Origin of the sequence: Stenotrophomonas nitritireducens (assembly GCF_050984405.1) — a bacterium.
In the GTDB taxonomy this organism is placed as follows: domain Bacteria; phylum Pseudomonadota; class Gammaproteobacteria; order Xanthomonadales; family Xanthomonadaceae; genus Stenotrophomonas; species Stenotrophomonas nitritireducens_B.
Window position 1 is genome coordinate 2167255 of record NZ_CP158790.1, and the last position, 21125, is coordinate 2188379.

At 70.0% G+C, this 21125-nt stretch carries 24 protein-coding genes; 19 read left to right on the forward strand and 5 right to left on the reverse strand.

What is annotated here, in order from left to right; genetic code table 11:
- Positions 1-9: 9 nt before the first annotated feature.
- The 4 genes from ABTV91_RS09395 to ABTV91_RS09410 all read left to right on the forward strand — a co-directional run bounded on the left by ABTV91_RS09395 (position 10) and on the right by ABTV91_RS09410 (position 2060).
- The gene (locus ABTV91_RS09395) at positions 10-624 is read left to right on the forward strand and encodes a YqaA family protein (RefSeq protein WP_433851190.1); all 615 of its coding nucleotides are present in this window, start codon (positions 10-12) and stop codon (positions 622-624) included.
- Positions 603-1409 carry a peptidoglycan DD-metalloendopeptidase family protein gene (locus tag ABTV91_RS09400; RefSeq protein WP_433851191.1) on the forward strand — a complete coding sequence of 269 codons (807 nt, stop codon included), beginning with the start codon at positions 603-605 and terminating at the stop codon, positions 1407-1409. Before ABTV91_RS09395 ends, ABTV91_RS09400 begins: the two co-directional genes overlap by 22 nt.
- A gap of 55 nt (positions 1410-1464) precedes the next feature.
- Positions 1465-1734, forward strand: a complete 270-nt coding sequence (locus ABTV91_RS09405; protein WP_433851192.1) for a hypothetical protein — start codon at positions 1465-1467, stop codon at positions 1732-1734.
- Positions 1735-1832: 98 nt separating this feature from the next.
- Positions 1833-2060: a hypothetical protein gene (locus ABTV91_RS09410; RefSeq protein WP_433851193.1), complete on the forward strand. Its 228-nt coding sequence runs from the start codon at positions 1833-1835 to the stop codon at positions 2058-2060.
- Positions 2061-2147: 87 nt separating this feature from the next.
- Here ABTV91_RS09410 and ABTV91_RS09415 read toward each other — a convergent pair whose 3' ends face one another.
- Complete coding sequence (locus ABTV91_RS09415; protein ID WP_433851194.1) at positions 2148-2519, reverse strand: Mth938-like domain-containing protein; 372 nt, start codon at positions 2517-2519, stop codon at positions 2148-2150.
- 17 nt (positions 2520-2536) lie between these two features.
- The gene (yhbY, locus tag ABTV91_RS09420) at positions 2537-2842 is read right to left on the reverse strand and encodes a ribosome assembly RNA-binding protein YhbY (protein ID WP_433851195.1); all 306 of its coding nucleotides are present in this window, start codon (positions 2840-2842) and stop codon (positions 2537-2539) included.
- A 64-nt stretch (positions 2843-2906) separates the two neighbouring features.
- Between yhbY and rlmE the strand changes: the two genes are divergently transcribed.
- From rlmE to hflX, 7 genes are all read left to right on the forward strand, one after another.
- Positions 2907-3536: a 23S rRNA (uridine(2552)-2'-O)-methyltransferase RlmE gene (gene rlmE / locus ABTV91_RS09425; protein ID WP_433851196.1), complete on the forward strand. Its 630-nt coding sequence runs from the start codon at positions 2907-2909 to the stop codon at positions 3534-3536.
- A gap of 55 nt (positions 3537-3591) precedes the next feature.
- Positions 3592-5514 (forward strand): ATP-dependent zinc metalloprotease FtsH, encoded by a 1923-nt coding sequence (gene ftsH, locus ABTV91_RS09430; protein WP_433851197.1) that lies wholly within the window; start codon positions 3592-3594, stop codon positions 5512-5514.
- Positions 5515-5898: 384 nt separating this feature from the next.
- Positions 5899-6078, forward strand: a complete 180-nt coding sequence (locus ABTV91_RS09435; protein WP_433851198.1) for a hypothetical protein — start codon at positions 5899-5901, stop codon at positions 6076-6078.
- The gene (gene folP, locus ABTV91_RS09440; protein ID WP_433851199.1) at positions 6078-6974 is read left to right on the forward strand and encodes a dihydropteroate synthase; all 897 of its coding nucleotides are present in this window, start codon (positions 6078-6080) and stop codon (positions 6972-6974) included. Before ABTV91_RS09435 ends, folP begins: the two co-directional genes overlap by 1 nt.
- Positions 6974-7927 carry a tRNA (adenosine(37)-N6)-dimethylallyltransferase MiaA gene (gene miaA, locus ABTV91_RS09445; RefSeq protein ID WP_433851200.1) on the forward strand — a complete coding sequence of 318 codons (954 nt, stop codon included), beginning with the start codon at positions 6974-6976 and terminating at the stop codon, positions 7925-7927. The genes folP and miaA overlap by 1 nt, the downstream gene beginning before the upstream one ends.
- A gap of 91 nt (positions 7928-8018) precedes the next feature.
- Positions 8019-8300, forward strand: a complete 282-nt coding sequence (hfq, locus tag ABTV91_RS09450; RefSeq protein ID WP_433851201.1) for an RNA chaperone Hfq — start codon at positions 8019-8021, stop codon at positions 8298-8300.
- 14 nt (positions 8301-8314) lie between these two features.
- A complete protein-coding gene (gene hflX / locus ABTV91_RS09455) occupies positions 8315-9625 on the forward strand; it encodes a ribosome rescue GTPase HflX (protein ID WP_433851202.1) in 1311 nt (436 codons plus the stop codon).
- Between the two features lie 114 nt (positions 9626-9739).
- Here the strand turns inward: hflX and asd are convergent, their stop codons facing one another.
- On the reverse strand, positions 9740-10582 hold the full coding sequence (asd, locus tag ABTV91_RS09460) for an archaetidylserine decarboxylase (protein ID WP_433851203.1): 843 nt from the start codon (positions 10580-10582) through the stop codon (positions 9740-9742).
- The gene (locus ABTV91_RS09465; RefSeq protein ID WP_433851204.1) at positions 10579-11226 is read right to left on the reverse strand and encodes an SCO family protein; all 648 of its coding nucleotides are present in this window, start codon (positions 11224-11226) and stop codon (positions 10579-10581) included. Before ABTV91_RS09465 ends, asd begins: the two co-directional genes overlap by 4 nt.
- A 202-nt stretch (positions 11227-11428) precedes the next feature.
- Here ABTV91_RS09465 and prmB point away from each other — a divergent pair, with 202 nt between their 5' ends.
- The 8 genes from prmB to ABTV91_RS09505 all read left to right on the forward strand — a co-directional run bounded on the left by prmB (position 11429) and on the right by ABTV91_RS09505 (position 19633).
- Positions 11429-12355: a 50S ribosomal protein L3 N(5)-glutamine methyltransferase gene (prmB, locus tag ABTV91_RS09470; RefSeq protein ID WP_433851205.1), complete on the forward strand. Its 927-nt coding sequence runs from the start codon at positions 11429-11431 to the stop codon at positions 12353-12355.
- Positions 12352-13455 carry a chorismate synthase gene (aroC, locus tag ABTV91_RS09475; RefSeq protein WP_433851206.1) on the forward strand — a complete coding sequence of 368 codons (1104 nt, stop codon included), beginning with the start codon at positions 12352-12354 and terminating at the stop codon, positions 13453-13455. Before prmB ends, aroC begins: the two co-directional genes overlap by 4 nt.
- Positions 13448-14500 carry a 2-hydroxyacid dehydrogenase gene (locus ABTV91_RS09480; protein ID WP_433851207.1) on the forward strand — a complete coding sequence of 351 codons (1053 nt, stop codon included), beginning with the start codon at positions 13448-13450 and terminating at the stop codon, positions 14498-14500. The genes aroC and ABTV91_RS09480 overlap by 8 nt, the downstream gene beginning before the upstream one ends.
- A gap of 82 nt (positions 14501-14582) precedes the next feature.
- Complete coding sequence (locus ABTV91_RS09485; RefSeq protein WP_433851208.1) at positions 14583-15608, forward strand: aspartate-semialdehyde dehydrogenase; 1026 nt, start codon at positions 14583-14585, stop codon at positions 15606-15608.
- A gap of 353 nt (positions 15609-15961) precedes the next feature.
- Positions 15962-17767 (forward strand): type IV pilus assembly protein FimV, encoded by a 1806-nt coding sequence (locus ABTV91_RS09490; protein ID WP_433851209.1) that lies wholly within the window; start codon positions 15962-15964, stop codon positions 17765-17767.
- A complete protein-coding gene (locus ABTV91_RS09495) occupies positions 17764-18144 on the forward strand; it encodes a VOC family protein (RefSeq protein ID WP_433851210.1) in 381 nt (126 codons plus the stop codon). Before ABTV91_RS09490 ends, ABTV91_RS09495 begins: the two co-directional genes overlap by 4 nt.
- Before the next feature lie 59 nt (positions 18145-18203).
- Positions 18204-18977 (forward strand): tRNA pseudouridine(38-40) synthase TruA, encoded by a 774-nt coding sequence (gene truA, locus ABTV91_RS09500; RefSeq protein WP_433851211.1) that lies wholly within the window; start codon positions 18204-18206, stop codon positions 18975-18977.
- On the forward strand, positions 18974-19633 hold the full coding sequence (locus ABTV91_RS09505; RefSeq protein WP_433851212.1) for a phosphoribosylanthranilate isomerase: 660 nt from the start codon (positions 18974-18976) through the stop codon (positions 19631-19633). Before truA ends, ABTV91_RS09505 begins: the two co-directional genes overlap by 4 nt.
- Before the next feature lie 315 nt (positions 19634-19948).
- On the opposite strand, the gene ABTV91_RS09510 is transcribed toward ABTV91_RS09505, so the two are convergent.
- Positions 19949-20842 carry a LysR family transcriptional regulator gene (locus tag ABTV91_RS09510; protein WP_433851213.1) on the reverse strand — a complete coding sequence of 298 codons (894 nt, stop codon included), beginning with the start codon at positions 20840-20842 and terminating at the stop codon, positions 19949-19951.
- Positions 20843-21125: the final 283 nt, after the last annotated feature.

A 21125-nucleotide genomic window follows, 5' to 3' on the forward strand; every position in this document is an offset into this window, starting at 1 on the left:
CCCGCGACGATGAAGATATTCGGGCCGCTGTACGACCGCGCCCTGCACTGGGCCAGCCACGCGCGTGCGCCCACCTACCTGACGGTGCTCAGCTTCATCGAGGCCATCATCTTCCCGGTGATGCCGGAGGTGATGCTGATGCCGATGTGCGTGGCGCAGCCGCGCAAGGGCTGGCGCTTTGCCACCCTGAGCCTGGCCGGCTCGATGGCCGGCGCAATGGTCGGTTACGCGCTGGGCCACTATGCGTTCGAGGCGGTCAAGCCGCTGTTCGCCGCGATGGGCATGCTGCCGGGCATCGAAGCGGGCATCGCCACGCTGCAGGCGAAGATGGTCCAATCGCCCTGGGCGGTGTTCACCTTCCTGGTGCTGGGCGGCTTCATGCCGATCCCGATGAAGGTATTCACCTGGGCATCCGGTATCGTCGGCGTGCCGCTGCCGCAGTACGTGCTGAGCATGCTGGTCGGGCGCGGCAAGCGTGTGTACGTGCTGGCCGCGGTGATCCGCTTCGGTGGCGCGCGCGCGGCCGAGGCGCTGCGGCGCTGGATCGAACCGCTGGGCTGGATCGCGACCGCGCTGGTCGTCGGCCTGGTGGGCTGGCTGGTATGGAGGACGAAATTCGCATGAGTGCAGAGGTGATGGTCAAGGGCGTTTCCAGGGCGGTGGCCGGCATGGCGGCGCTGCTGCTGGTGGCGATGGCGGCAGGCTGCGGCACCGCCACGGTGGTCAAGCCTTCGGGCAGCGCATCGCGCGCCGCGGCCACGCCGCGCACGTCGGTGCCCAAGCCGGGCCAGACCACGGTGGTGCGTCGCGGCGACACGCTGTACGCGCTGGCCCGCATCCACAACATCACGCCCGGCGACCTGGCGGCCTGGAACGGCCTGTCCAACCCGAACGCGATCTATCCGGGGCAGACGCTGCGGCTGTATCCGGGCAGCGCCACCGCCTCGCGTCCCGCCACCGGCAGCGGTAGCGGTAGCGGGACTGCCACGCGGCCGACCGCGCCGCCGCCCGCGGCGACGCCGGCGCCGGCCAACAGCGGCATCGGTTGGCGCTGGCCGGCCGATGGCGCACTGGTCGGGCGCTTCGTCGCCGGCGAGACCACCAAGCAGGGCATCGACATCGCCGGCAGCAGCGGCCAGGCGGTGCGCGCGGCCGGTCCGGGCGTGGTGGTCTATTCCGGTGCCGGCCTGGTCGGCTATGGCGAACTGATCATCATCAAGCACAACGACCAATGGCTGTCGGCCTACGGCCACAACCGCAAGCGCCTGGTCAACGAAGGGCAGAACGTCAAGGCCGGCGAGCAGATCGCGGAAATGGGCCGTACCGGCACGTCGCGCGACATGCTGCACTTCGAGATCCGCTACAACGGCAAGCCGGTGGATCCGCTGCAGTACCTGCCGCAGAAGTAGCCGGCGGACACCGGGCCGCCGCCTGCGGCCCCCTATCGGGATACGGAGGACAGGGATGCCGTTCGTCGACGCCATGAAGGAAGCGTGTTTCGCCGTGTTTCCCGTTTATGTCGTACTGACCGTGCTGGCCTGGACATTCGGCTGGCGTCGCCTGCAGGGGCCGGGCACGCTGGGGGGCATGGCCGGATGCGTGGCCGGTGCCGCGCTCGCGGCGCAGCTGGAACTGGCGGTGGCGCCGCGTTACCTGCTGATGGCGCTGATGGTCGGGATCGGCCAGTACCTGTTCGGCCTGCTGGAGCGCAGGGCGCGGCGGCAAGGCAGCTGAGCCGCCGCCGGTGTGCGGGGCATCGCGGGCAGGAGGTTTCCGGCCGCGTCGCGACCATGACGTATAGGCTGGCCCGGTGCCGGTCGAGGAGGAAGAGCGTGGGGAAATCGCGTTACTGGTTCGCCGCCAAGGAACTGGGATGGGGCTGGGGATGGCCGCTGGCGTGGCAGGGATGGCTCACCTATGCGGCGGCGGCCGTGCTGCTGGTCGCCGGTTTCGTGATGTTCCCGCCTGCGGCCGATCCGGTCCTCTCCTTCGCCTGCAACGTCGGCGTCGTGCTGCTTGTCCTGATCGTCTGCTGGCTCAAGGGCGAGCCGTTGCGCTGAACGCCGGCTGGCAACTGCGGGGCTTGCGCCGCATGAGGAAACAGGAAGGTACGTGCGGGAGCACTCCCACGCACGTGACGCCGAGCGTCACTCCAGGATGAACGCCGCGACCACGCGGCGGTTCTCGCCGGCCAGCACGTTGAAGGTACGCGCGGCCGAGGCGTTGTTCATCACCTCGATGCCGATGCCGCGGGTCAGGCAGGCGGCCATGACCGCCGCCGGCGGAAACACCTGCCGCTCGCCCGTGCCGAGGATGAACACGGCCGGGTTCTGTTCCAGCGCGGGCGCCAGGTCGTCCACGCCGAGCTGGCCGACCGCGCTTACCGCCCAGTCCTCGACCAGCAGGTCGGGGGAGAGGATGAAGCTGCGCGTCAGCGTCCGGTCGTTGACCCGGGCCTGGCGGCCGTCGGCCGAGCGCAGGGTGTAGGTGTAATCGGGCAGTTCGCGGCTCAGGTACATCTTCGGCTCCTCGGCGGTCAGCCGCGGGGCAGCACGATCTGGCGCTTTTCCCGGGCCGGGCGGTACAGGACGGCGACGTGGCCGATGCGCTGGATCAGCGCGCTGCCGCTGGCCTGGACCAGTTCGCCGACCATGGCGTCGCGCGCTTCGCGGTCCTCGGCGGCGATCTTCACCTTGATCAGCTCGTGGCGTTCCAGCACCTCGTCCAGTTCCGCCAGGAAGGCGGGGGTGACTCCCTTGCCGCCGATCTGCAGCAGTGCTTTCAGATCGTGCGCCATGCCGCGCAGGAATCGGTTCTGGGCCGGGGTGAGGACGATGGACATGCAGGGATTACGGGTTATCAAGGGGGTTCAGGGTATCATGCCCACCCCTACAGGCCCCATTCCGATGTCCCGCAGCAAGAGCAGTCAACGCTGGTTGAAGGAGCATTTCTCCGACCCCTTCGTGAAGAAGGCGCAGTCGGAAGGCATGCGTTCGCGCGCCGCCTACAAGCTGGAGGAGCTGCTCAAGCGCGACCGCCTGCTGAAGTCGGACATGGTGGTGGTCGACCTCGGCGCCGCGCCGGGCGGTTGGTCGCAGCAGGTGCGGAGACAGATGGGCGACAGCGGCCGGGTACTGGCGCTGGACATCCTGGAGATGCCGCCGCTGGCCGGGGTGGAGTTCCTTCACGGTGACTTCAGGGAAGAAACCGTCCTATCCCAGTTCGAAGCCATGCTCGGGGACCAGCCGGTGGACCTTGTCCTGTCGGATATGGCCCCCAATAAGAGTGGCATGGATGCGGTGGACCAGCCGCGGATGATGCACCTGGCGGAACTGGCGATGGATTTCGCCGACAACCATCTCAAGCCGGGTGGGGCGTTCCTGATCAAGCTGTTCCAGGGCGTCGGCTTTGACGACTACGTGCGGGAAATGCGCCGCCGTTACGACAAGGTCGTGATCCGCAAGCCGGAAGCCTCGCGCAAGCGCTCGCCCGAGGTCTATGCCCTGGGCCAGGGCAAGCGCACGCAGATCAAGTAAGCTCGACACCATACGAAACGCGTCAGAAATTAGAGGAACGCCGGAGCCGATGAGGATGAACGACCTGACCAAGAACCTCCTGCTATGGGTGGTTGTCGCCGTCGTGCTGATGGTGGTGTTCCAGAGCTTCGCCCCGCGCGGCGGCACGTCGCCGACGACCGACGCCAACACCTATACCCAGTTCCTGCGCGACGTGGATGCCGGGCGGATCAAGTCGGTGGAGATCACCAACGAGACCACGCTCACCGCCAACGCCATCCGCTTCAAGCGCGCCGACGGCAGCGAGGGCGCGCTGTACGGCCCCAGCGACAGCAAGCTGATCGACCAGCTCTACCAGAAGGGCGTGGACGTGGTCCGCATGAAGCCGGAGACCGGCCTGAGCTTCTGGTCGATCCTGCTGCAGTTCCTGCCGGTGCTGCTGCTGATCGGCTTCTGGATCTTCATGATGCGGCAGATGCAGGGCGGTGGCGGCGGCGCCAAGGGCGCGATGTCCTTCGGCAAGTCGCGCGCCAAGCTGCAGGGCGAGGACCAGATCAAGGTGACCTTCGCCGACGTGGCCGGCTGCGACGAGGCCAAGGAGGAGGTCGGCGAACTGGTCGAGTTCCTGCGCGACCCGTCCAAGTTCACCAAGCTCGGCGGCAAGATCCCGCGCGGCGTGCTGATGGTCGGCCCGCCGGGCACCGGCAAGACCCTGCTGGCGCGCGCCATCGCCGGCGAGGCCAAGGTGCCGTTCTTCAGCATCTCCGGCTCGGACTTCGTGGAGATGTTCGTCGGCGTCGGCGCCAGCCGCGTGCGCGACATGTTCGAGCAGGCCAAGAAGCATGCGCCGTGCATCATCTTCATCGACGAGATCGACGCCGTGGGCCGCCACCGCGGCTCCGGCATGGGCGGTGGCCATGACGAGCGCGAGCAGACCCTGAACCAGATGCTGGTCGAGATGGACGGCTTCGAGGGTGGCGAGGGCGTGATCGTGATCGCCGCCACCAACCGTCCGGACGTGCTCGACAAGGCGCTGCTGCGCCCGGGCCGTTTCGACCGCCAGGTCATGGTCGGCCTGCCCGACATCAAGGGCCGCGAGCAGATCCTGCGCGTGCACCTGCGCAAGGTGCCGGCCGCCGACGACGTGCGCCCGGAAGTGCTGGCGCGCGGTACTCCCGGCTTCTCCGGCGCGGACCTGGCCAACCTGGTCAACGAGGGCGCCCTGTTCGCCGCGCGCCGCGGCAAGCAGGAAGTCAGCATGCAGGATTTCGAGGACGCCAAGGACAAGATCTACATGGGTCCGGAGCGCCGCAGCATGGTCATGCGCGAGGACGAGCGCCGCAACACGGCCTATCACGAGTCGGGCCACGCGGTGGTCGCCATGTCGCTGCCCAAGGCCGATCCGGTGCACAAGGTCACCATCATGCCGCGCGGCTGGGCGCTGGGCGTGACCTGGCAGCTGCCCGAGCACGACCACATCAGCAAGTACAAGGACCGCATGCTGGAAGAACTGGCGATCCTGTTCGGCGGCCGCATCGCCGAGGAGATCTTCGTCGGCGAAATGTCCACCGGCGCTTCCAACGACTTCGAGCGCGCCACCAAGCTGGCCCGCGGCATGGTCACCAAGTACGGCATGTCCGACGTGATGGGCACCATGGTCTACGCCGACGAGGAAGCCGGCTACGGCATGCACAGCAAGACCATTTCCGAGGCCACCCAGCAGAAGGTGGACGCGGAGATCCGCCGCATCCTCGACGAGCAGTACAGCGTGGCGCGCCGCATCCTGGAGGAGAAGCGCGATATCGTCGAAGCCATGACCGCCGCGCTGCTGGACTGGGAGACCATCGACGCCGAGCAGGTCAAGGCGATCATGGAAGGCCGCAAGCCCTCGCCGCCGGCCGGCTGGGTGGACAAGGGCAAGAGCGATCCCTCGGACGGCGACCAGGGCGGCGACGAGCGCCCGGTGGCGCCGATTAGCGATCCGGCGGGGCAGCACTGAGTCCGGCATCTGCATGCAGCGTTGGACGAACGGGCCGGTTTTTTCCGGCCCGTTTGTTTTTGGTGTATGGCCCTTCTCCCTCCGGGAGACAGCTCGGCAGGATTGCCAGCTGCACGGGGAAGTCGCGCAAAGGGTGAGGCACAGGGATGTGCCGAATGCAGGTGCCCGAAAGGCGGATGAGGGACGAACGTGTTCCATGAGGGGTGACCCTCTGGGCTACGTTGCCTTCACCAACCCCCGCTCCGCGCCCCGGCCCACGCCAGCGTCGTGGGCGCTCCACCGCACGCGTGCCGTGACGCGCAGGCCGTGCGGTCTCGCCCCGCAGGGAGAGGGGTTTTAACTCCGGCTCCATCCATCGGAAATGCGGCCGTACTATAGGTACTCATGAACGAAACTTCCCCAAACACACCGGGGCACATCCCCGAAATGGTCATCGCCACCGTGGCCGGCGTCGCCTTCGGCGTGAAGACCGGCCAGTACCTGACCGGCATCTTCATCGGCATCGTGCTGGGCGTGGCGCTCAGCGCGATAGGCAGCCGGGTCCGCGCAAGGAGCCGGCGCTGATGTTCGACACCTCGCCGATACTGGACTGCGCCGGCCGGCCGTTGCGGCTGGAGCGCCCGCGGGTGATGGGCATCGTCAACGTCACCCCGGATTCGTTTTCCGATGGCGGGCAGCATTTCGACACCGCCGCGGCCATCGCTCACGGCCTGGCGCTGGCGGAGCAGGGTGCGGACCTGCTCGATGTCGGCGGCGAATCCACCCGGCCCGGCGCCGCGCAGGTGTCGGCGCAGGAAGAGATCGAGCGCGTGGCGCCGGTGATCGAAGCGCTGGTGGCGCGCGTGCCGGTGCCGGTCAGCGTCGATACCTGCAAGCCCGAGGTGATGCGCGCGGCATTGGCCGCCGGCGCCGGCATGGTCAACGACGTGCAGGCCCTGCGCCAGCCCGGCGCGCTGGAAGCGGTGGCCGGTTCCGGCGCGGCCGTGGTGCTGATGCACGCGGTCGGCGGCCCGCACGATGCCGGCGTGGCGTGGCATAGCGACGACGTCGCCGGCGACGTGCAGCGCTTCCTCGCCGAGCGCCTCTTCGCCGCGGAGATGGCCGGCATCGCCCGCAACCGGCTGGTGATCGACCCCGGCTACGGCTTCAACAAGGACACCGCGCAGAATTTCGCGCTGCTGGCGGCGCAGGAAAAACTGCTGGCGCTGGGCGTGCCGCTGCTGGCCGGGCTGTCGCGCAAGCGCTGCATCGGCGAAGTCACCGGCCGCGCCATCGCCGCCGGGCGCGTGGCCGGTTCGGTCGCCGCGCACCTGCTGGCAGTGCAGCGCGGCGCGATGATCGTGCGCGTGCACGACGTGGCCGCCACGGTCGATGCGCTCAGGGTGCTGGCTGCGCTCGACGCGGTGCCGGCCCCGCGCGTCGACCGCCCGGCGGCGCCGCGCTGGCCGGACGAGGACTGATGGCGGCCGATACGCGGCCGCTGGCCATCGCGCTGATGGGGCCCACCGCGTCGGGCAAGACCGCGGCGGCGATCGAACTGGCCCGGCGCCATGGCGGCGAGATCGTCAGCGTCGATTCGGCGCTGGTGTACCGCGGGCTGGAGATCGGCGCGGCCAAGCCCGATGAAGCCGAGCGTGCCGGTGTTCCCCACCATCTGCTGGACCTGCGCGATCCCTGGCAGAGCTATTCGGCCGCCGAGTTCGCCACCGACGCCGCCGCCGCGGTGCGCGACATCGTCGCGCGCGGCCGTCTGCCGATCCTGGCCGGCGGCACCGGGCTGTATTTCCGCGCGTTGCTGCAGGGGCTGTCGCCGATGCCGGAGGCCGATCCGGCCATCCGCGCGGCGATCAGCGCCGAAGCCGAAGCCATGGGCTGGCCGGCGCTGCACGCGCAGCTGGCGCAGGTCGACCCGGCCGCGGCCGGGCGCATCCACGCCACCGATCCGCAGCGCATCCAGCGCGCGCTGGAGGTGTACCGGCTCACCGGCAAGCCGATCAGTCATTGGCAGGCGCTGCCCGGCGTCGCTCGCCTGCCGGCGCGCGTGCTCAAGCTGGTGCTGGCGCCGGCCGACCGCGCGGTGCTGCACGCCCGCATCGAACGCCGTTTCGACCTGATGCTGGAAGCCGGCTTCCTCGACGAAGTACGGCGCCTGCGCGCGTTGCCGGAGATGGCGCAGGTGCCGGCGCCGCTCGACCTGCCGGCGATCCGCGCGGTGGGCTACCGCCAGGCCTGGCAGTTTCTGGACGGCCAGGAAAGCGCGGCCGGCTTCCGCGACAAGGCGGTCTTCGCCACCCGCCAGCTCGCCAAGCGCCAGCTCACCTGGCTGCGCGGCGAACTGGACGCGCGCTGGTTCGACCCGGCCACCGACGCGCACCGCCTGCAGGACGCGGTTTCCCTGTTCCTGGGGCGATGAAGGCGCGCCGGGCGGTGTAACATCCCGGTTCCGGACAGGCAGGGGAAGCCGCACGGTCCGGGTCGATAAGAACAATAACGAGGAGTTGAAGATGTCCAAGGGGCAATCCTTGCAGGACCCGTTCCTGAACGCGCTGCGCCGCGAGCGCGTGCCGGTTTCGGTCTACCTGGTCAACGGCATCAAGCTGCAGGGCACGATCGAATCGTTCGACCAGTTCGTGGTGCTGCTGCGCAATACGGTCAGCCAGATGGTCTACAAGCACGCCATTTCCACCGTGGTGCCGGCGCGCAACGTGCGCGTGGGACCGGGCGGCGGCTACGTGCAATCGGCCGACAGCAATCAGGCAGGCGATGACGACAACGACAACGAATAAGCAGGACGTAGCGCGTGTTTGACCGTTCGAAACGAGGCGAACACGCGCTGTTGATCCAGCCGCACGCGGGGCGGCTGGAAGAGGATGTGCTGGAGGAATTCACCGACCTGGCCCGCTCGGCCGGGGCCAGCATCGCGGCCACCGTGACCGCGCGCATCGACCGACCCAATCCCTCCACCCTGATCGGCAGCGGCAAGCTGGACGAGGTCAAGGCCATGGCCGATGCCACCGGCGCCGACCTGGTGCTGGTCAACCATGCGCTGACCCCGGTGCAGGAGCGCAACTTGGAACGGTTCCTGGAGCGGCGCGTGATCGACCGCACCGGCCTGATCCTGGACATCTTCGCCCAGCGTGCGCACAGCCACGAAGGCAAACTGCAGGTGGAACTGGCGCAGCTGCGCCACCTGGCCACGCGCCTGGTGCGCGGCTGGACCCACCTGGAGCGCCAGCGCGGCGGTTCCATCGGCCTGCGCGGCCCTGGCGAAACCCAGCTGGAAACCGACCGCCGCCTGCTGCAGAAGCGCGTGGAGCAGCTGCAGAAGCGCCTGGAGAAGGTAGAGGTGCAGCGCACCCAGATGCGCCGCGCGCGCGTGCGCAGCGAGATGCCGCGCGTGGCCCTAGTGGGCTACACCAACGCCGGCAAGTCGACCCTGTTCAACGCGCTGACCGGTGCCGGCGCCTACGCCGCCGACCAGTTGTTTGCCACGCTCGACCCGACCGTGCGCCGCATCGCGCTGCCCGGCGGCAACGCGATGCTGGCCGACACCGTCGGTTTCGTGCGCGACCTGCCGCACGAACTGGTGGCGGCGTTCCGCTCCACCCTGAGCGAGGCGCGCGAGGCCGATTTCCTGCTGCACCTGGTCGATGCAGCCGATCCGCTGCGCGAGGAACGCATCGCCCAGGTGGATGAAGTGCTGGAGGCGGTGGGGGCAGGCGAGCTTCCGCAGCTGCTGGTGTTCAACAAGATCGACCGCATCGAAGGCGCCGACGTGCGCCATGACGCGCAGGACGGCGTGCCGGATGAAGCGCGGCGCGAACGCGTCTGGATCTCCGCGCGCGACGGCCGCGGCCTGGACCTGCTGCAGTCGGTGCTGGGCAAGCGCCTGGGCCTGCAGCACGTCACCGGCCGCGTGCGCCTGCCGCCCAGCGCCGGCCGGCTGCGTTCGCGCCTGCACCAGCTGGAAGTCATCCGCAGCGAACAGGCCGACGAGGAAGGCTGGCTGATCGAGGTGGACATTCCCATCGCCGAAGCCGAAAAGCTCGCCGCCGGCGCCGACGGGCAGGTGATCCGCGCGCTGCTGCCGGAACGCGAGCCGGAGTGGTGAACTGCTCGTAAGTGAGCGTGGACTGGAAACGAAACAGGAGCGACGCGTGTCGCTCCTGTTTCGTTTCTGGCGCTGCCGTTCCACCTGCGGCGCGTAGGCCCGCTCTGGAAAGCGCTACTTCAATCGCGCAAGCATCTGCCCGAGCCTAACCGGGCTCTCCGCCTTCAACGCCGGGTCGAACTCGGCCACGCCCGGCGGCAGCAGCACGATCACGGTGCTGCCGTAGTTGAAGCGGGCCATCTCGGCGAACCTCTCCAGCGTGATGCCCTTGCCGCGCCAGTCCTTGCGGGTGATGCGGTCGCCGTAGGCGGGGATTTCTTCGCCGCTCCAGACCGTTTCCACGCCGCTGACCAGCAGCGCGCCGACCATCACCTGCACCATCGGGCCGAAGTCGGTGTCGAAATGGCACACCAGCCGCTCGTTGCGGGCGAACAGGCGCGGCACGTGGGCCACCGCGGCCGGGCCGACGCTGAACAGGCGGCCGGGCACGTGCACGGTCTCGCGCAGGGTGCCGGTCCAGGGCATGTGCACGCGGTGGTAGTCGCGCGGGGACAGGTACACGGTGGCGAACAGGCCATCGGCGAAGGGTTCGGCGTCCGCCGTGTCGCCGAGCAGTTCGGCGGCGGTGAACGACTGGCCCTTGGCCTGGAAGATGCGGCCGCCCTCGATCGCGCCCAGCTGGCTGATGCGGCCGTCGGCCGGCATCAGCAGCGCGCGCGGGTCGGCATCGGCCACCCGCGCGCCCGGCGCGAGCGAGCGGGTGAAGAAGGCATTGAAGCTGGCATAGCTGCGCGGGTCCGGGTCGGCGGCTTCGGCCAGATTGACGCCGAACTTCCGCGTCACCGTGTCGATCAGCCAGCGCGAGACGCGCGGGTTGCGCGAATAGGCCAGCGAGCGCGCCATCGATGACAGCAGCCGATGGGGCAGGGCATGGGTGAGCGTGGTCAGCAGACTCATGGGGCGGTTTTTCCGGTGAGCTTGGTCAGGTCGCTGGCGATCAGCTTCGGGTCGAACGGCGGGCGCATCAGGCCGGCCAGCCGGCCTTCGGGATCGAGCACGGCGATGCTGGCCGAGTGGTCCATGCTGTAGTCGTCCGGATTGGCCTTGAAGTTCTTGCCCGGCGCCTTCTGGAACACGAGGCCAAGCGGCGTGGCGAAGCGTTCCAGCGAAGGTACGTCGGCGGTGGCGGCGAGGGTGTCCTTGTGGAAGGCGTGGGCGTATTCGCCCAGCCGCGCCGGCGTGTCGCGCTCGGGATCGACGGAGACGAACACCACGCGCGGGCGCAGGCTTTCGGGAATGCTTTCCCACTGCTTCTGCGCCAGCGCCAGCTCGGACAGGGTGGTCGGGCACACGTCCGGGCAGGAGGTGAAGCCCAGGAACACCAGCGTCCAGTGCCCGCGCAGCTCGCCGGGAATCAGGCGGGTGCCGTCGGACTGGGTGAGGCTGAAATCCGGCAGCTCCCGCGGCGTGGGATAGAAAATGATCGAGCCGGCCTGGTGGCCGCCGTTGCCGGCCGGGCCGAACACCTTCTGCGCCAGCAGCAGGCCCAGGCCTGCCGCCAGCGCGATGGCCAGGACGATGCCGGTATTGCGGTTGAACATGGACCGTTTCTCCGTACGGGTGATGGCGGCGCCCGGGCGGGACGTGGGCTTGCGGGCGGCGGTGGCCGGACCCGCAGGCGGCCCCTTGCCGGGGCGTTGCGGCCCGATGCCGGGACATCGCCGCGGTTTCGGCTGCAACCGGGCGCTCAATATACCGGGTGCACGCCTATAATCGCAGACCACCCTTGTCCCCCGTATTGCCATGACAGCCCAGGCGGCCGCCGAACTCCACACGATCATCGACCTGATCCGCTACGGCGCCAGCCGTTTCAATGCCGCGGGCCTGACCTTCGGGCACAGCTACGACAACGCGCTGGACGAAGCCACCAGCCTGGTGCTGCACAGCCTGCACCTGCCGCCGGACCTGGGCCCGGCCTATGGCCAGGCGCGCCTGCTGGCCGACGAGAAGGAGCGGGTGCTGGCGTTGTTCGAGCGCCGCATCGCCGAGCGCGTGCCGGCCGCCTACCTCACCGGCGAGGCCTGGTTCGCGGGGCTGAGCTTCAAGAGCGACGCGCGCGCGCTGGTGCCGCGCTCGCCCATCGCCGAGCTGATCCTCAATGGCTTCGAGCCGTGGCTGGCCGGGCGCGACGTCGCCCGCGCGCTGGACCTGTGCACCGGCTCGGGCTGCATCGCCATCGCCATGGGCCACTACTACCCGAACTGGCAGGTGGACGGCAGCGACATCAACGATGCCGCGCTGTCGCTGGCGGCCGAGAACAAGGAGCGCCTGCTCGCGCACAACGTCGAGCTGGTCAAGAGCGATCTGTTCGCCGGCCTGCAGGGCCGCGTCTACGACCTGATCGTCACCAATCCGCCGTACGTCACCAACGACGAGACCGACGCGCTGCCGCGCGAATACGCGCACGAGCCGGAACTGGCACTGCGCGCCGGCGACGACGGCCTGGACTTGGTGCTGAAGATCCTGCGCGACGTGCCGGATCATCTGAGCGAGGACGGCCTGCTGATCTGCGAAGTGGGCGATTCCGAACAGCACCTGGTCAAGCTGCTGCCGGAAGTGTTCATGTCCTGGATCGAGTTCAAGGTCGGGCAGATGGGCATCTTCGCGGTGGAGGCCGCCGAGCTGCGCGCCCACCACGCGCGCATCGCCGAGCTGGCGGCGCAGCGATGAGCTCCAACGCCTTCGGCAAGCTGCTGACCGTCACCACCTTCGGCGAATCGCACGGGCCGGCGATCGGCTGCGTGATCGACGGGTGCCCGCCGGGGCTGGAGATCGCGCCGGAGGAATTCGCCCACGACCTGCAGCGCCGCGCCACCGGCAAGAGCCGGCACACTTCGGCTCGGCGCGAGGCCGACGAGGTGGAGATCCTGTCCGGCGTGTACGAGGGCCGCACCACCGGCACGCCGATCGCGCTGCTGATCCGCAACACCGACCAGCGCAGCAAGGACTACAGCACCATCGCCGCGCAGTTCCGCCCCGGCCACGCCGACTACAGCTACTGGCAGAAGTACGGCATCCGCGACCCGCGCGGCGGCGGCCGTTCCTCGGCGCGCGAGACCACCATGCGCGTGGCCGCCGGCGTGATCGCCAAGAAGTGGCTCAAGCAACGTTATGGCGTGACCGTGCGCGGCTGGCTGTCGCAGCTGGGCGACATCACCCCGGCCGGCTTCGACTGGAGCGCGGTCGAGGACAATCCGTTCTTCTGGCCCGACGCTGCACAGGTGCCGGCGCTGGAGGCGTACATGGACGCGCTGCGCAAGTCCGGCGATTCGGTCGGCGCGCGCGTGAACGTGGTCGCCGACGGCGTGCCGCCGGGCTGGGGCGAGCCGATCTACGGCAAGCTCGACGGCGAGATCGCCGCGGCGCTGATGAGCATCAACGCGGTCAAGGGCGTGGAGATCGGCGACGGGTTCGCCAGCGCCGCGCAGAAGGGTACGGAGCACCGCGACCTGATCACGCCCGACGGTTTCCAGTCCAACCATGCCGGCGGCATCCTCGGCGGCATCGCTACCGGCCAGCAGATCGTCGCCTCGATGGTGCTCAAGCCGACCTCCAGCCTGCGCCTGCCCGGCGCCACGGTGGATGTGGAGGGCAACGCGGTCGAGGTCGTCACCACCGGCCGCCACGACCCGTGCGTCGGCATCCGCGCCACGCCCATCGCCGAGGCGATGCTGGCGCTGGTGCTGATGGACCAGGCGCTGCGCCACCGCGCGCAGTGCGGCGACGTCGGCGCGGTGGCGCCGCGCATCCCCGGGAGCCTGGATGGCTGACCGGCGGCCCCGCGTCTGGGTATCGCAGCCGCTGTTCGACGACACCGTCGCGCAGCTGGCCGCGTACTGCGACGTGGTGGCCACGCCGACCGTCACCGCGCACGACAGCGCGGCGCTGGCGGCGCATCTGGCCGGTGCCGATGGCGCGCTGGTCACGCTCAACGAACGCATCGGGGCGGCCGAGATCGCCGGCGCCCACGCGCTGAAGGTCGTCGCCAACGTCGGCGTCGGCTACAACAACCTCGACATTCCGGCGCTGAGCGCGGCGGGCATCGTCGCCACCAATACCCCGGACGTGCTCACCGAGACCACGGCCGACCTCGGCTTCGCGCTCCTGATGACCGCGGCGCGGCGCATCGTCGAATCCGACCGCTGGCTGCGCGAGGGCAACTGGGGGCAGTGGTCGTTCACCACCATGCTCGGCGCCGACCTGCATGGCAGCACCCTGGGCATCCTCGGCATGGGCCGCATCGGCCAGGCCATCGCCCGCCGCGGCCACCACGGCTTCGGCATGAAGGTGCTGTACCACAACCGTTCGCGCCTGCCCGCGGACGTGGAGCAGGCGGTCGGCGCGCGTTACGCCGGTTTCGACGAACTGCTGGGCAGCGTCGACCATCTGTTGCTGGTGCTGCCGTATACCGCGCAGAACCACCACATCATCGATGCCGCCGCACTGGCGAAGATGAAGCCCACTGCAACGCTGGTGAACATCGCCCGCGGCGGCATCGTCGACGAACTGGCGCTGGCCGATGCGCTGGCCCATGGCCGCCTGGCCTCGGCCGCACTCGACGTCTACGAGAACGAGCCGGACGTGCGTCCGGAGCTGCGGGCGCTGCGCAACATCGTGCTGACCCCGCATGTCGGCAGCGCCTCGCTGGCCACGCGCCGGGCGATGGTGCAGGTGGCCGTGGACAACCTGCTGGCCGGCCTGGGCATCGGCCCGGATGCCGGCCATCCCGCCAATGCGGTCAATGCCGGCCTGCTGGCCGACGGCATGGCGCGCACGGGCAATGCCGGCACCAAAATCGACATCAAGAAACGATAGGGAGCCTCCGAGGCTGTCGCCGGAGGTTCCCCGAACCTGGCTCGACGTGTGTCCCCCCATCTCTCTCTTTCGAGTACACCCCATGAGCAATGAAGCCCGTCGTTTCCACGTAGCCGTCGTCGGCGCCACCGGCGCGGTCGGCCAGACCATGCTGGCCATCCTCGCCGAACGCGATTTCCCGGTCGGCACGCTGAGCCTGCTCGCCTCCGAGCGCTCGGCCGGCCAGCAGGTCGAGTTCAACGGCGAGAAGGTCACCATCCAGGATCTGGCCACGTTCGATCCCGCCGGCGTCGAGATCGCGCTGTTCTCGGCCGGTGGCGGCATCTCGAAGGAATACGCGCCGAAGTTCGCCGCCGCCGGCGCGGTCGTCATCGACAACTCGTCCTCGTTCCGCTACGACGACGACGTGCCGCTGGTGGTGTCCGAGGTCAATCCGGAAGCGGCGAAGAACCGCCCGCGCGGCATCATCGCCAACCCGAACTGCTCGACCATGCAGCTGATGCCGGTGCTGGCGCCGATCCACCGCGAATACGGCATCGAGCGCATCAACGTGGCTACCTACCAGTCCGTGTCCGGCGCCGGCCAGAGCGGCATGGAGGAGCTGGGCAAGCAGACCGCGCAGCTGCTGGGCTTCCAGGAGATCGAGCCGAAGAAGTTCCCGATGCAGATCGCCTTCAACCTGATCCCGCACATCGACGAGTTCCTGGACAACGGCTTCACCAAGGAGGAAATGAAGCTGGTGTGGGAAACCCGCAAGATCCTCGGCGACGACAGCATCCAGGTGAACCCGACGGCCGTGCGCGTGCCGGTGTTCTACGGCCACTCCGAGGCGGTGAACATCGAGACCAGGAAGAAGATCAGCGTGGAGCAGGCGCGCGAGCTGCTGGCCGCCGCGCCCGGCGTGAAGGTCGTGGATGAGCGCAAGGCCGGCGGCTACCCGACTCCGGTCACCCATGCTTCGGGCACCGACCCGGTCTATGTCGGCCGCATCCGCGAGGACTTCTCGCATCCGCGCGGGCTGAACATGTGGGTGGTGGCCGACAACATCCGCAAGGGCGCCGCGCTCAACGCCGTGCAGGTCGCCGAGCTGGTCGCCAACGGCGGCTGAGAGACTGGGCCGCACGATGCCCGGGTTCGCCGTACCGTAGGCCGGCAGCCGCCCATACCCGAACTCCTGGATCGCATCTGGAGGAGAGCCCCCTGAGTCAGGGGGCGCGCCGAAGGCGGGGGGGGCAAGCGAAAGACGGGGCCCACGGTTTGCAGAGCAGACCGTGGGGCGGCAGCGCGCAGCGCTGGCGTGTCCGTGGCAAGCGAAAGACGGGGCCCACGGTTTGCGGAGCAGACCGCGGGGCGCCAGCGCGCAGCGCTGGCGTGTCGCGCTGGCGCGTCTCTCCCCCGCGGTATTCGGAATCCGGCTCTGCCGGTATATTTGCCGGCATGAAACCACGGGGCAGGAGCGCGATGCGCTCGATACAAGGCGTGCTGGTCCTCGCGCTGGGGCTGTACAGCAGCGCCGCGCTCGCCCTCGGCCTGGGCAACATCCGCGTGCTGTCCAGGCCCGGGCAGCCGCTGGTGGCCGAGATACCGGTGATCTCCAGCGACCCGGGCGAGCTGGAAAGCGCCACGGTGGGGCTGGCCTCGGCGGCGACCTTCGAGCGGGTGGGGCTGTCGCGCCCGGAAGGACTGGTCAGCGAGCTGCAGTTCCAGTTCGCCCAGGACGCGCAGGGGCGCGCCGTGGTGCGGGTGACCAGCGCGGCACCGGTGCAGGTGCCCGCGCTGAGCTTCCTGATCGAGGTCGACTGGGGCCAGGGCCGGCTGGTGCGCGAGTATTCGGCGCTGGTCGCCGCGCCGGAGACCGCCACCGCGGTGGCCGAGCCGGTGATCGAGGCGCCGGCGGCGTCGCCGTCCAACCTGATCGTGCGCGAACCCGAGCCGGCGCCCGCCGCCGCGCCCGAACCGACGGATGCGTCGGCCGCGGTGGCCGCACCTGCGCCCGTCGCGGCGCCGGCGGTCCGTCCGTCCGCGCCCGCACAACCCGCACCCGCTGCGGCCACGGCCGACGCCACGCTGGCGCCCGTGCAGCGCGGCCAGACCCTGTCGCGGATCGCCGGCGATCTGGCGCGCGACAACGGAGTGTCCCTGGACCAGGCGATGGTGGCGCTGCTGCGCGCCAATCCCGAGGCGTTCATCCGCGACAACGTGAACCTGCTCCGGCAGGGCGCGGTGCTGCGTGTCCCCGGCAGCGACGAACTGCAGCGCACCGACGAGGCTGCGGCGCGTGCGCTGGTGCGCGAACATGTCGCGCAATGGCGCCAGGCGCGCGCGCCGATCCCGCAGCCGGCGGTGGCCGGCACGGCGGGCGCCGCCGCCAGGACGGAGGCCGCGGCACCGGCGGCGAACGACGCGCGGCTGGAAATCGCGCCGGCGGTGGCCGGCGCGCAACAGACGGCAGGAATGACGACCGGGCTCGAAGCCGGTGGCGAGGGCGACATGGCGGCGAACGAACAACTGCGGCAGGCCAGGGAAGACCTCGCCACGCGCGATGCGGAACTGCAGGAACTGCGCGAGCGCGTGGCCGAACTGGAGAAGCTGCAGGCGCAGCAGCAGTCGCTGATCGCGATGAAGGACAACAACCTGGCCGCGGCGCAGCAGCGCCTGGCCGACGCGGCCAGGCGGGAACCGGCGGGCTCCGCGCCGTGGGCCTGGCTGGCGGTGGCGCTGTTGCTGGTGGGCGCGGCGGGCTGGTGGCTGTCGCGCCGTCGCCGGCCTTCGCCGCTGCCGCCTTCGCCGCGTGCCGGTCACGGCGCCGCCGACGGCGAACTGTCCGCGCTTGCCGCGGCGATGCCGGCGGTGGAAGAGGAGATCGCCGCCGATGTCGCGCCGGCACCGCAGGAGCCGGCGTCGGCCGGGTCCGGAGGGGAGGTCGAGCCTGTGCCGTTCTGGTCGCGGCCGTCCGCCGATACCGCGCCGCCGCGTCCGGGCCGGCAGGAGCCGGTGCTGCTGTTCGAGGCTTCGCGTACGCCGGCCGACGACATCGCCCCGTTGGAACCGACGGTGCAGGAGGAGAGCGGCTGGCTCGCCGGCGACATGGCCCGCCTGGCGCCGCTCAATCCGGCGCCCGCCGGCCGTGAGCGGCTGGAACTGGCGATCGCCTACCTGGACCTGGGCGATGCGGAAACCGCGCGCACGCTGCTCAACGAAGTGGCGGCGGGCAGCGATCCGCAGGCGCGCGCCGAAGCGGCCGAACTGCTGGGGCGGCTGGGATGAGCGCGCAGGAACCGGCGGTAAAGCACGAACGGCGCATCGACTACGTGGAGTTCGCCTCGCGCGATCCCGCCGCGAGCCGGCGTTTCTTCGAGCAGGTGTTCGGCTGGCGTTTCGAGGATTACGGCCCGGATTACACCGCGTTCGACGACGGCGGCCTGCAGGGCGGTTTCTTCCGTGGCGAGCCGGCGACGAGCGCGTCCGGCGCGCCGCTGGTGGTGCTGTATTCGGCGCGGTTGTCGCCGCTGCAGGCGGCGGTGCTGGCGCAGGGCGGCACGCTGAGCCGGCCTGAATTCACCTTCCCGGGCGGACGCCGGTTCCAGTTCGTCGAACCCGGCGGCAACGAACTGGCCGTGTGGTCCGAACGCGACGCGGATTGAACGGGCGCCCGCCGCGGGCGCCAGCTCCGGCAGGCGCCGGCGAAACGAGAGGTTTGACGATGCGCTACGCGCTGGGCGTGGAATACGACGGCAGCGACTTCAAGGGTTGGCAGCAGCTGGGCGAAAGCGGCTGCGCCAGCGTGCAGGCCACGCTGCAGGATGCCTTGTCCTCGGTGGCCGACGCGCCGGTGAGCGTGGTCTGCGCCGGCCGCACCGATGCCGGCGTGCATGGCGAATGCCAGGTGGTGCATTTCGACAGCGACGTCGCGCGCGAGCCGCGCGGCTGGGTGCTGGGCACGACCACGCGGCTGCCGCCCTCGGTATGCGTGCGCTGGTGCGTGCCGGTGGCCGACGATTTCCATGCGCGCTTCTCCGCGCGCGCGCGGCGCTACCGCTACCGCCTGCTCAACCGCCAGGTGCGCCCGGCGCTGTACCGGCAGACGCTGAGCTGGGAACGCCGCCCGCTGGATGCCGATGCGATGCACCGCGCCGCGCAGGCGCTGCTGGGCGAAAACGACTTCAGCTCGTTCCGCAGCGTGCAGTGCCAGGCGCTGCATGCGCGGCGCGAACTGCAGTCGATTTCGGTGGCGCGGCAGGGCGAAGTGGTCGAGGTACAGGTGCAGGCCAACGCCTTCCTGCACCACATGGTGCGCAACATCGTCGGCTCGCTGCTGCTGGTCGGCGCCGGCGAGAAACCGGAGTCGTGGATCGGGCAGGTGCTGGCGCTGCGCGACCGCACCCAGGCCGGGCCGACCGCGCCGCCGCAGGGGCTGGTGTTCGTCGGCCCGCTGTATCCTGACCAGTGGCAACTGCCGGCCGAGGTGACGCTATGACCCGCATGCTGTTCCGCACCCGCATCAAGTTCTGCGGCATGACCCGCGCCGGCGACATCCGCCTGGCCAGCGAGCTGGGCGTGGACGCGATCGGCTTCGTGTTCGCCCGCGGCAGCGCGCGCCGGGTGGCGCCGGCCGAAGCCCGCGCGATGTGCCAGGCGATCACGCCGATGGTCGACGTGGTCGCGCTGTTCCGCGACAACAGCCGCGAGGAAGTGCGCGAAGTGATGCGCACGGTGCGGCCGAGCCTGCTGCAGTTCCATGGTGAGGAGGACGACACCTTCTGCCGCGCCTTCAACATGCCGTACCTGAAGGCGGTGGCGATGGGCGGAGCCGAGCCGGTCACCGCGCGCGGCCTGCAGCAGGCGCATCCGCATGCCGCCGGCTTCCTGCTGGACAGCCATGCGCCCGGCGGCAGCGGCGGCAGCGGCGTGGCCTTCGACTGGTCGCAGGTGCCTTCCGGCCTGCACCGGCCGTTCCTGCTGGCCGGCGGCATCCGCCCGGACAACGTGTTCGACGCGATCACCAGCGTGCAGCCGTGGGGCGTGGACGTATCCAGCGGCATCGAATCGGCGCCGGGCATCAAGGACGGCGACCGCATGCGCCGCTTCGTCGAGGAAGTGCGCCGCGCCGACATGCACGACGCATCCGCGTAATCCGGTAGGAGCGGCTTCAGCCGCGATGGGGCCTTGCCGGGAAAGCCACATCGCGGCTGAAGCCGCTCCTACGGGTTTATGCCGCCAGCTGCCGCCGCAGCCAGTCCGCCAGCACCTCGACCTGCGGATGCCGGTCGTCCCCGGCGGTGACAGCGCCCATTGCCCTTCGGTGTCGACGAAGCCCCAAGGTGCTTCGTCGAGAAAATGCGCCACGCTGACATGAACGACGCATCTGTCTAGCCCGGTAGGAGCGGCTTCAGCCGCGATGGGGCCTTGCCGGGAAAGCCCATCGCGGCTGAAGCCGCTCCTACGGGGTTATGCAGCCAGTTGCCGCCGCAGCCAGTCCGCCAGCGCCTCGACCTGTGGATGCCGGTCGTCGCCGGCGGTGCACAGCGCCCATTGCCCTTCGGTGTCGACGAAGCCCCACGGCGCGATCAGGCGGCCATTGACCAGATCGTCGGCCACCAGCGGCTCGGGTGCGATGGCGACGCCGAGGCCGGCGACCGCGGCTTCGAGCAGGTAGTACAGGTGCTCGAAACCGGTGCCCTCGCGCAGCGCGGTCGTGTCCAGGTCGTTGAGCGCCGCCCAGGTCGGCCAGGCCTGCGGCCGCGAGCGCGTATGCAGCAGGGCATGGCCGAGCAGGGCGTCGGGCGGCTGGTGGGCGAGCCGGTGCGCGCCGTGCATGGACGGGCTGAACACCGGGCCGATGCGCTCGCTGCCCAAGCCATGCACCGTCCAGCCCGCCGGCCACGGCGCCTGGCCGAGCAGCAGTGCCGCGTCCAGCCCGGCCAGCCGCGGCGCGAAATCGCCGTCCTGCGCGGCCAGGTGCAGGGTCAGGCCGGGAAGATCGCGCTGCAGCTGCTGCAGGCGCGGGATCATCCAGCGCGCCAGCACGCTGCCCGGGCAGCCGAGTACGAAGGCGTCGTTGCGTTGCCCGCGGCGCAGCGCGGCCACGCAGTCGCGCAGCTGCGAGAACGCCCCGGAGGCGGCTTCCTGCAGGCGCCGGCCGGCGGCGGTCGGGCGGATGCCGCGGCCGTCGCGTTCGAACAGCGCCACGCCCAGCTCCTCCTCCAGCGTGCGCAGCTGGCGGCTGACCGCGCCGTGGGTCACGTGCAGTTCCCCGGCCGCGAGGCTGACGCTGCGCAGGCGGGCAGCGGCCTCGAAGGCGCGCAGCGCGTTGAGCGAGGGCAGGGCGTGATCGTCTTTCATGGCGCACGTCCCTGTGCGCCACCCTGCGGGCGGCTTCGCCGTGAAAAACGGCTGTCCTGCCGTTTTTTCATGGCGCACACCTGACCGCCATGGATGGCGGGAATGCCGGTTTTGCAGGAGCAATAACCGGCTGTGCGCCACCCTGCTGGCGGCTCTGCCGCGAAAAACATCTGCCCTGTCGTTTTTTCATGTGAGTTTTTCTAACACATGGCAGCCCATATATCGATTTTCATCGCCGCGCATGTGCGCTACGGTGCTGGCCTGTCCTGCCGACCGTGATGCC

Coding starts and splice junctions, on each gene's coding strand:
- folP (WP_433851199.1), top strand. CDS start 6,078: ATGTTCGACACCTCGCCGATACTGGACTGCGCCGGCCGGCCGTTGCGG.
- miaA (WP_433851200.1), top strand. CDS start 6,974: ATGGCGGCCGATACGCGGCCGCTGGCCATCGCGCTGATGGGGCCCACC.
- ABTV91_RS09505 (WP_433851212.1), top strand. CDS start 18,974: ATGACCCGCATGCTGTTCCGCACCCGCATCAAGTTCTGCGGCATGACC.
- ABTV91_RS09480 (WP_433851207.1), top strand. CDS start 13,448: ATGGCTGACCGGCGGCCCCGCGTCTGGGTATCGCAGCCGCTGTTCGAC.
- ABTV91_RS09485 (WP_433851208.1), top strand. CDS start 14,583: ATGAGCAATGAAGCCCGTCGTTTCCACGTAGCCGTCGTCGGCGCCACC.
- ABTV91_RS09405 (WP_433851192.1), top strand. CDS start 1,465: ATGCCGTTCGTCGACGCCATGAAGGAAGCGTGTTTCGCCGTGTTTCCC.
- ABTV91_RS09495 (WP_433851210.1), top strand. CDS start 17,764: ATGAGCGCGCAGGAACCGGCGGTAAAGCACGAACGGCGCATCGACTAC.
- ABTV91_RS09435 (WP_433851198.1), top strand. CDS start 5,899: ATGAACGAAACTTCCCCAAACACACCGGGGCACATCCCCGAAATGGTC.
- ABTV91_RS09415 (WP_433851194.1), bottom strand. CDS start 2,519: ATGTACCTGAGCCGCGAACTGCCCGATTACACCTACACCCTGCGCTCG.
- ABTV91_RS09465 (WP_433851204.1), bottom strand. CDS start 11,226: ATGTTCAACCGCAATACCGGCATCGTCCTGGCCATCGCGCTGGCGGCA.
- ABTV91_RS09395 (WP_433851190.1), top strand. CDS start 10: ATGAAGATATTCGGGCCGCTGTACGACCGCGCCCTGCACTGGGCCAGC.
- ftsH (WP_433851197.1), top strand. CDS start 3,592: ATGAACGACCTGACCAAGAACCTCCTGCTATGGGTGGTTGTCGCCGTC.
- ABTV91_RS09400 (WP_433851191.1), top strand. CDS start 603: ATGGAGGACGAAATTCGCATGAGTGCAGAGGTGATGGTCAAGGGCGTT.
- ABTV91_RS09490 (WP_433851209.1), top strand. CDS start 15,962: ATGCGCTCGATACAAGGCGTGCTGGTCCTCGCGCTGGGGCTGTACAGC.
- asd (WP_433851203.1), bottom strand. CDS start 10,582: ATGAGTCTGCTGACCACGCTCACCCATGCCCTGCCCCATCGGCTGCTG.
- ABTV91_RS09510 (WP_433851213.1), bottom strand. CDS start 20,842: ATGAAAGACGATCACGCCCTGCCCTCGCTCAACGCGCTGCGCGCCTTC.
- prmB (WP_433851205.1), top strand. CDS start 11,429: ATGACAGCCCAGGCGGCCGCCGAACTCCACACGATCATCGACCTGATC.
- yhbY (WP_433851195.1), bottom strand. CDS start 2,842: ATGTCCATCGTCCTCACCCCGGCCCAGAACCGATTCCTGCGCGGCATG.
- rlmE (WP_433851196.1), top strand. CDS start 2,907: ATGTCCCGCAGCAAGAGCAGTCAACGCTGGTTGAAGGAGCATTTCTCC.
- hfq (WP_433851201.1), top strand. CDS start 8,019: ATGTCCAAGGGGCAATCCTTGCAGGACCCGTTCCTGAACGCGCTGCGC.
- aroC (WP_433851206.1), top strand. CDS start 12,352: ATGAGCTCCAACGCCTTCGGCAAGCTGCTGACCGTCACCACCTTCGGC.
- truA (WP_433851211.1), top strand. CDS start 18,204: ATGCGCTACGCGCTGGGCGTGGAATACGACGGCAGCGACTTCAAGGGT.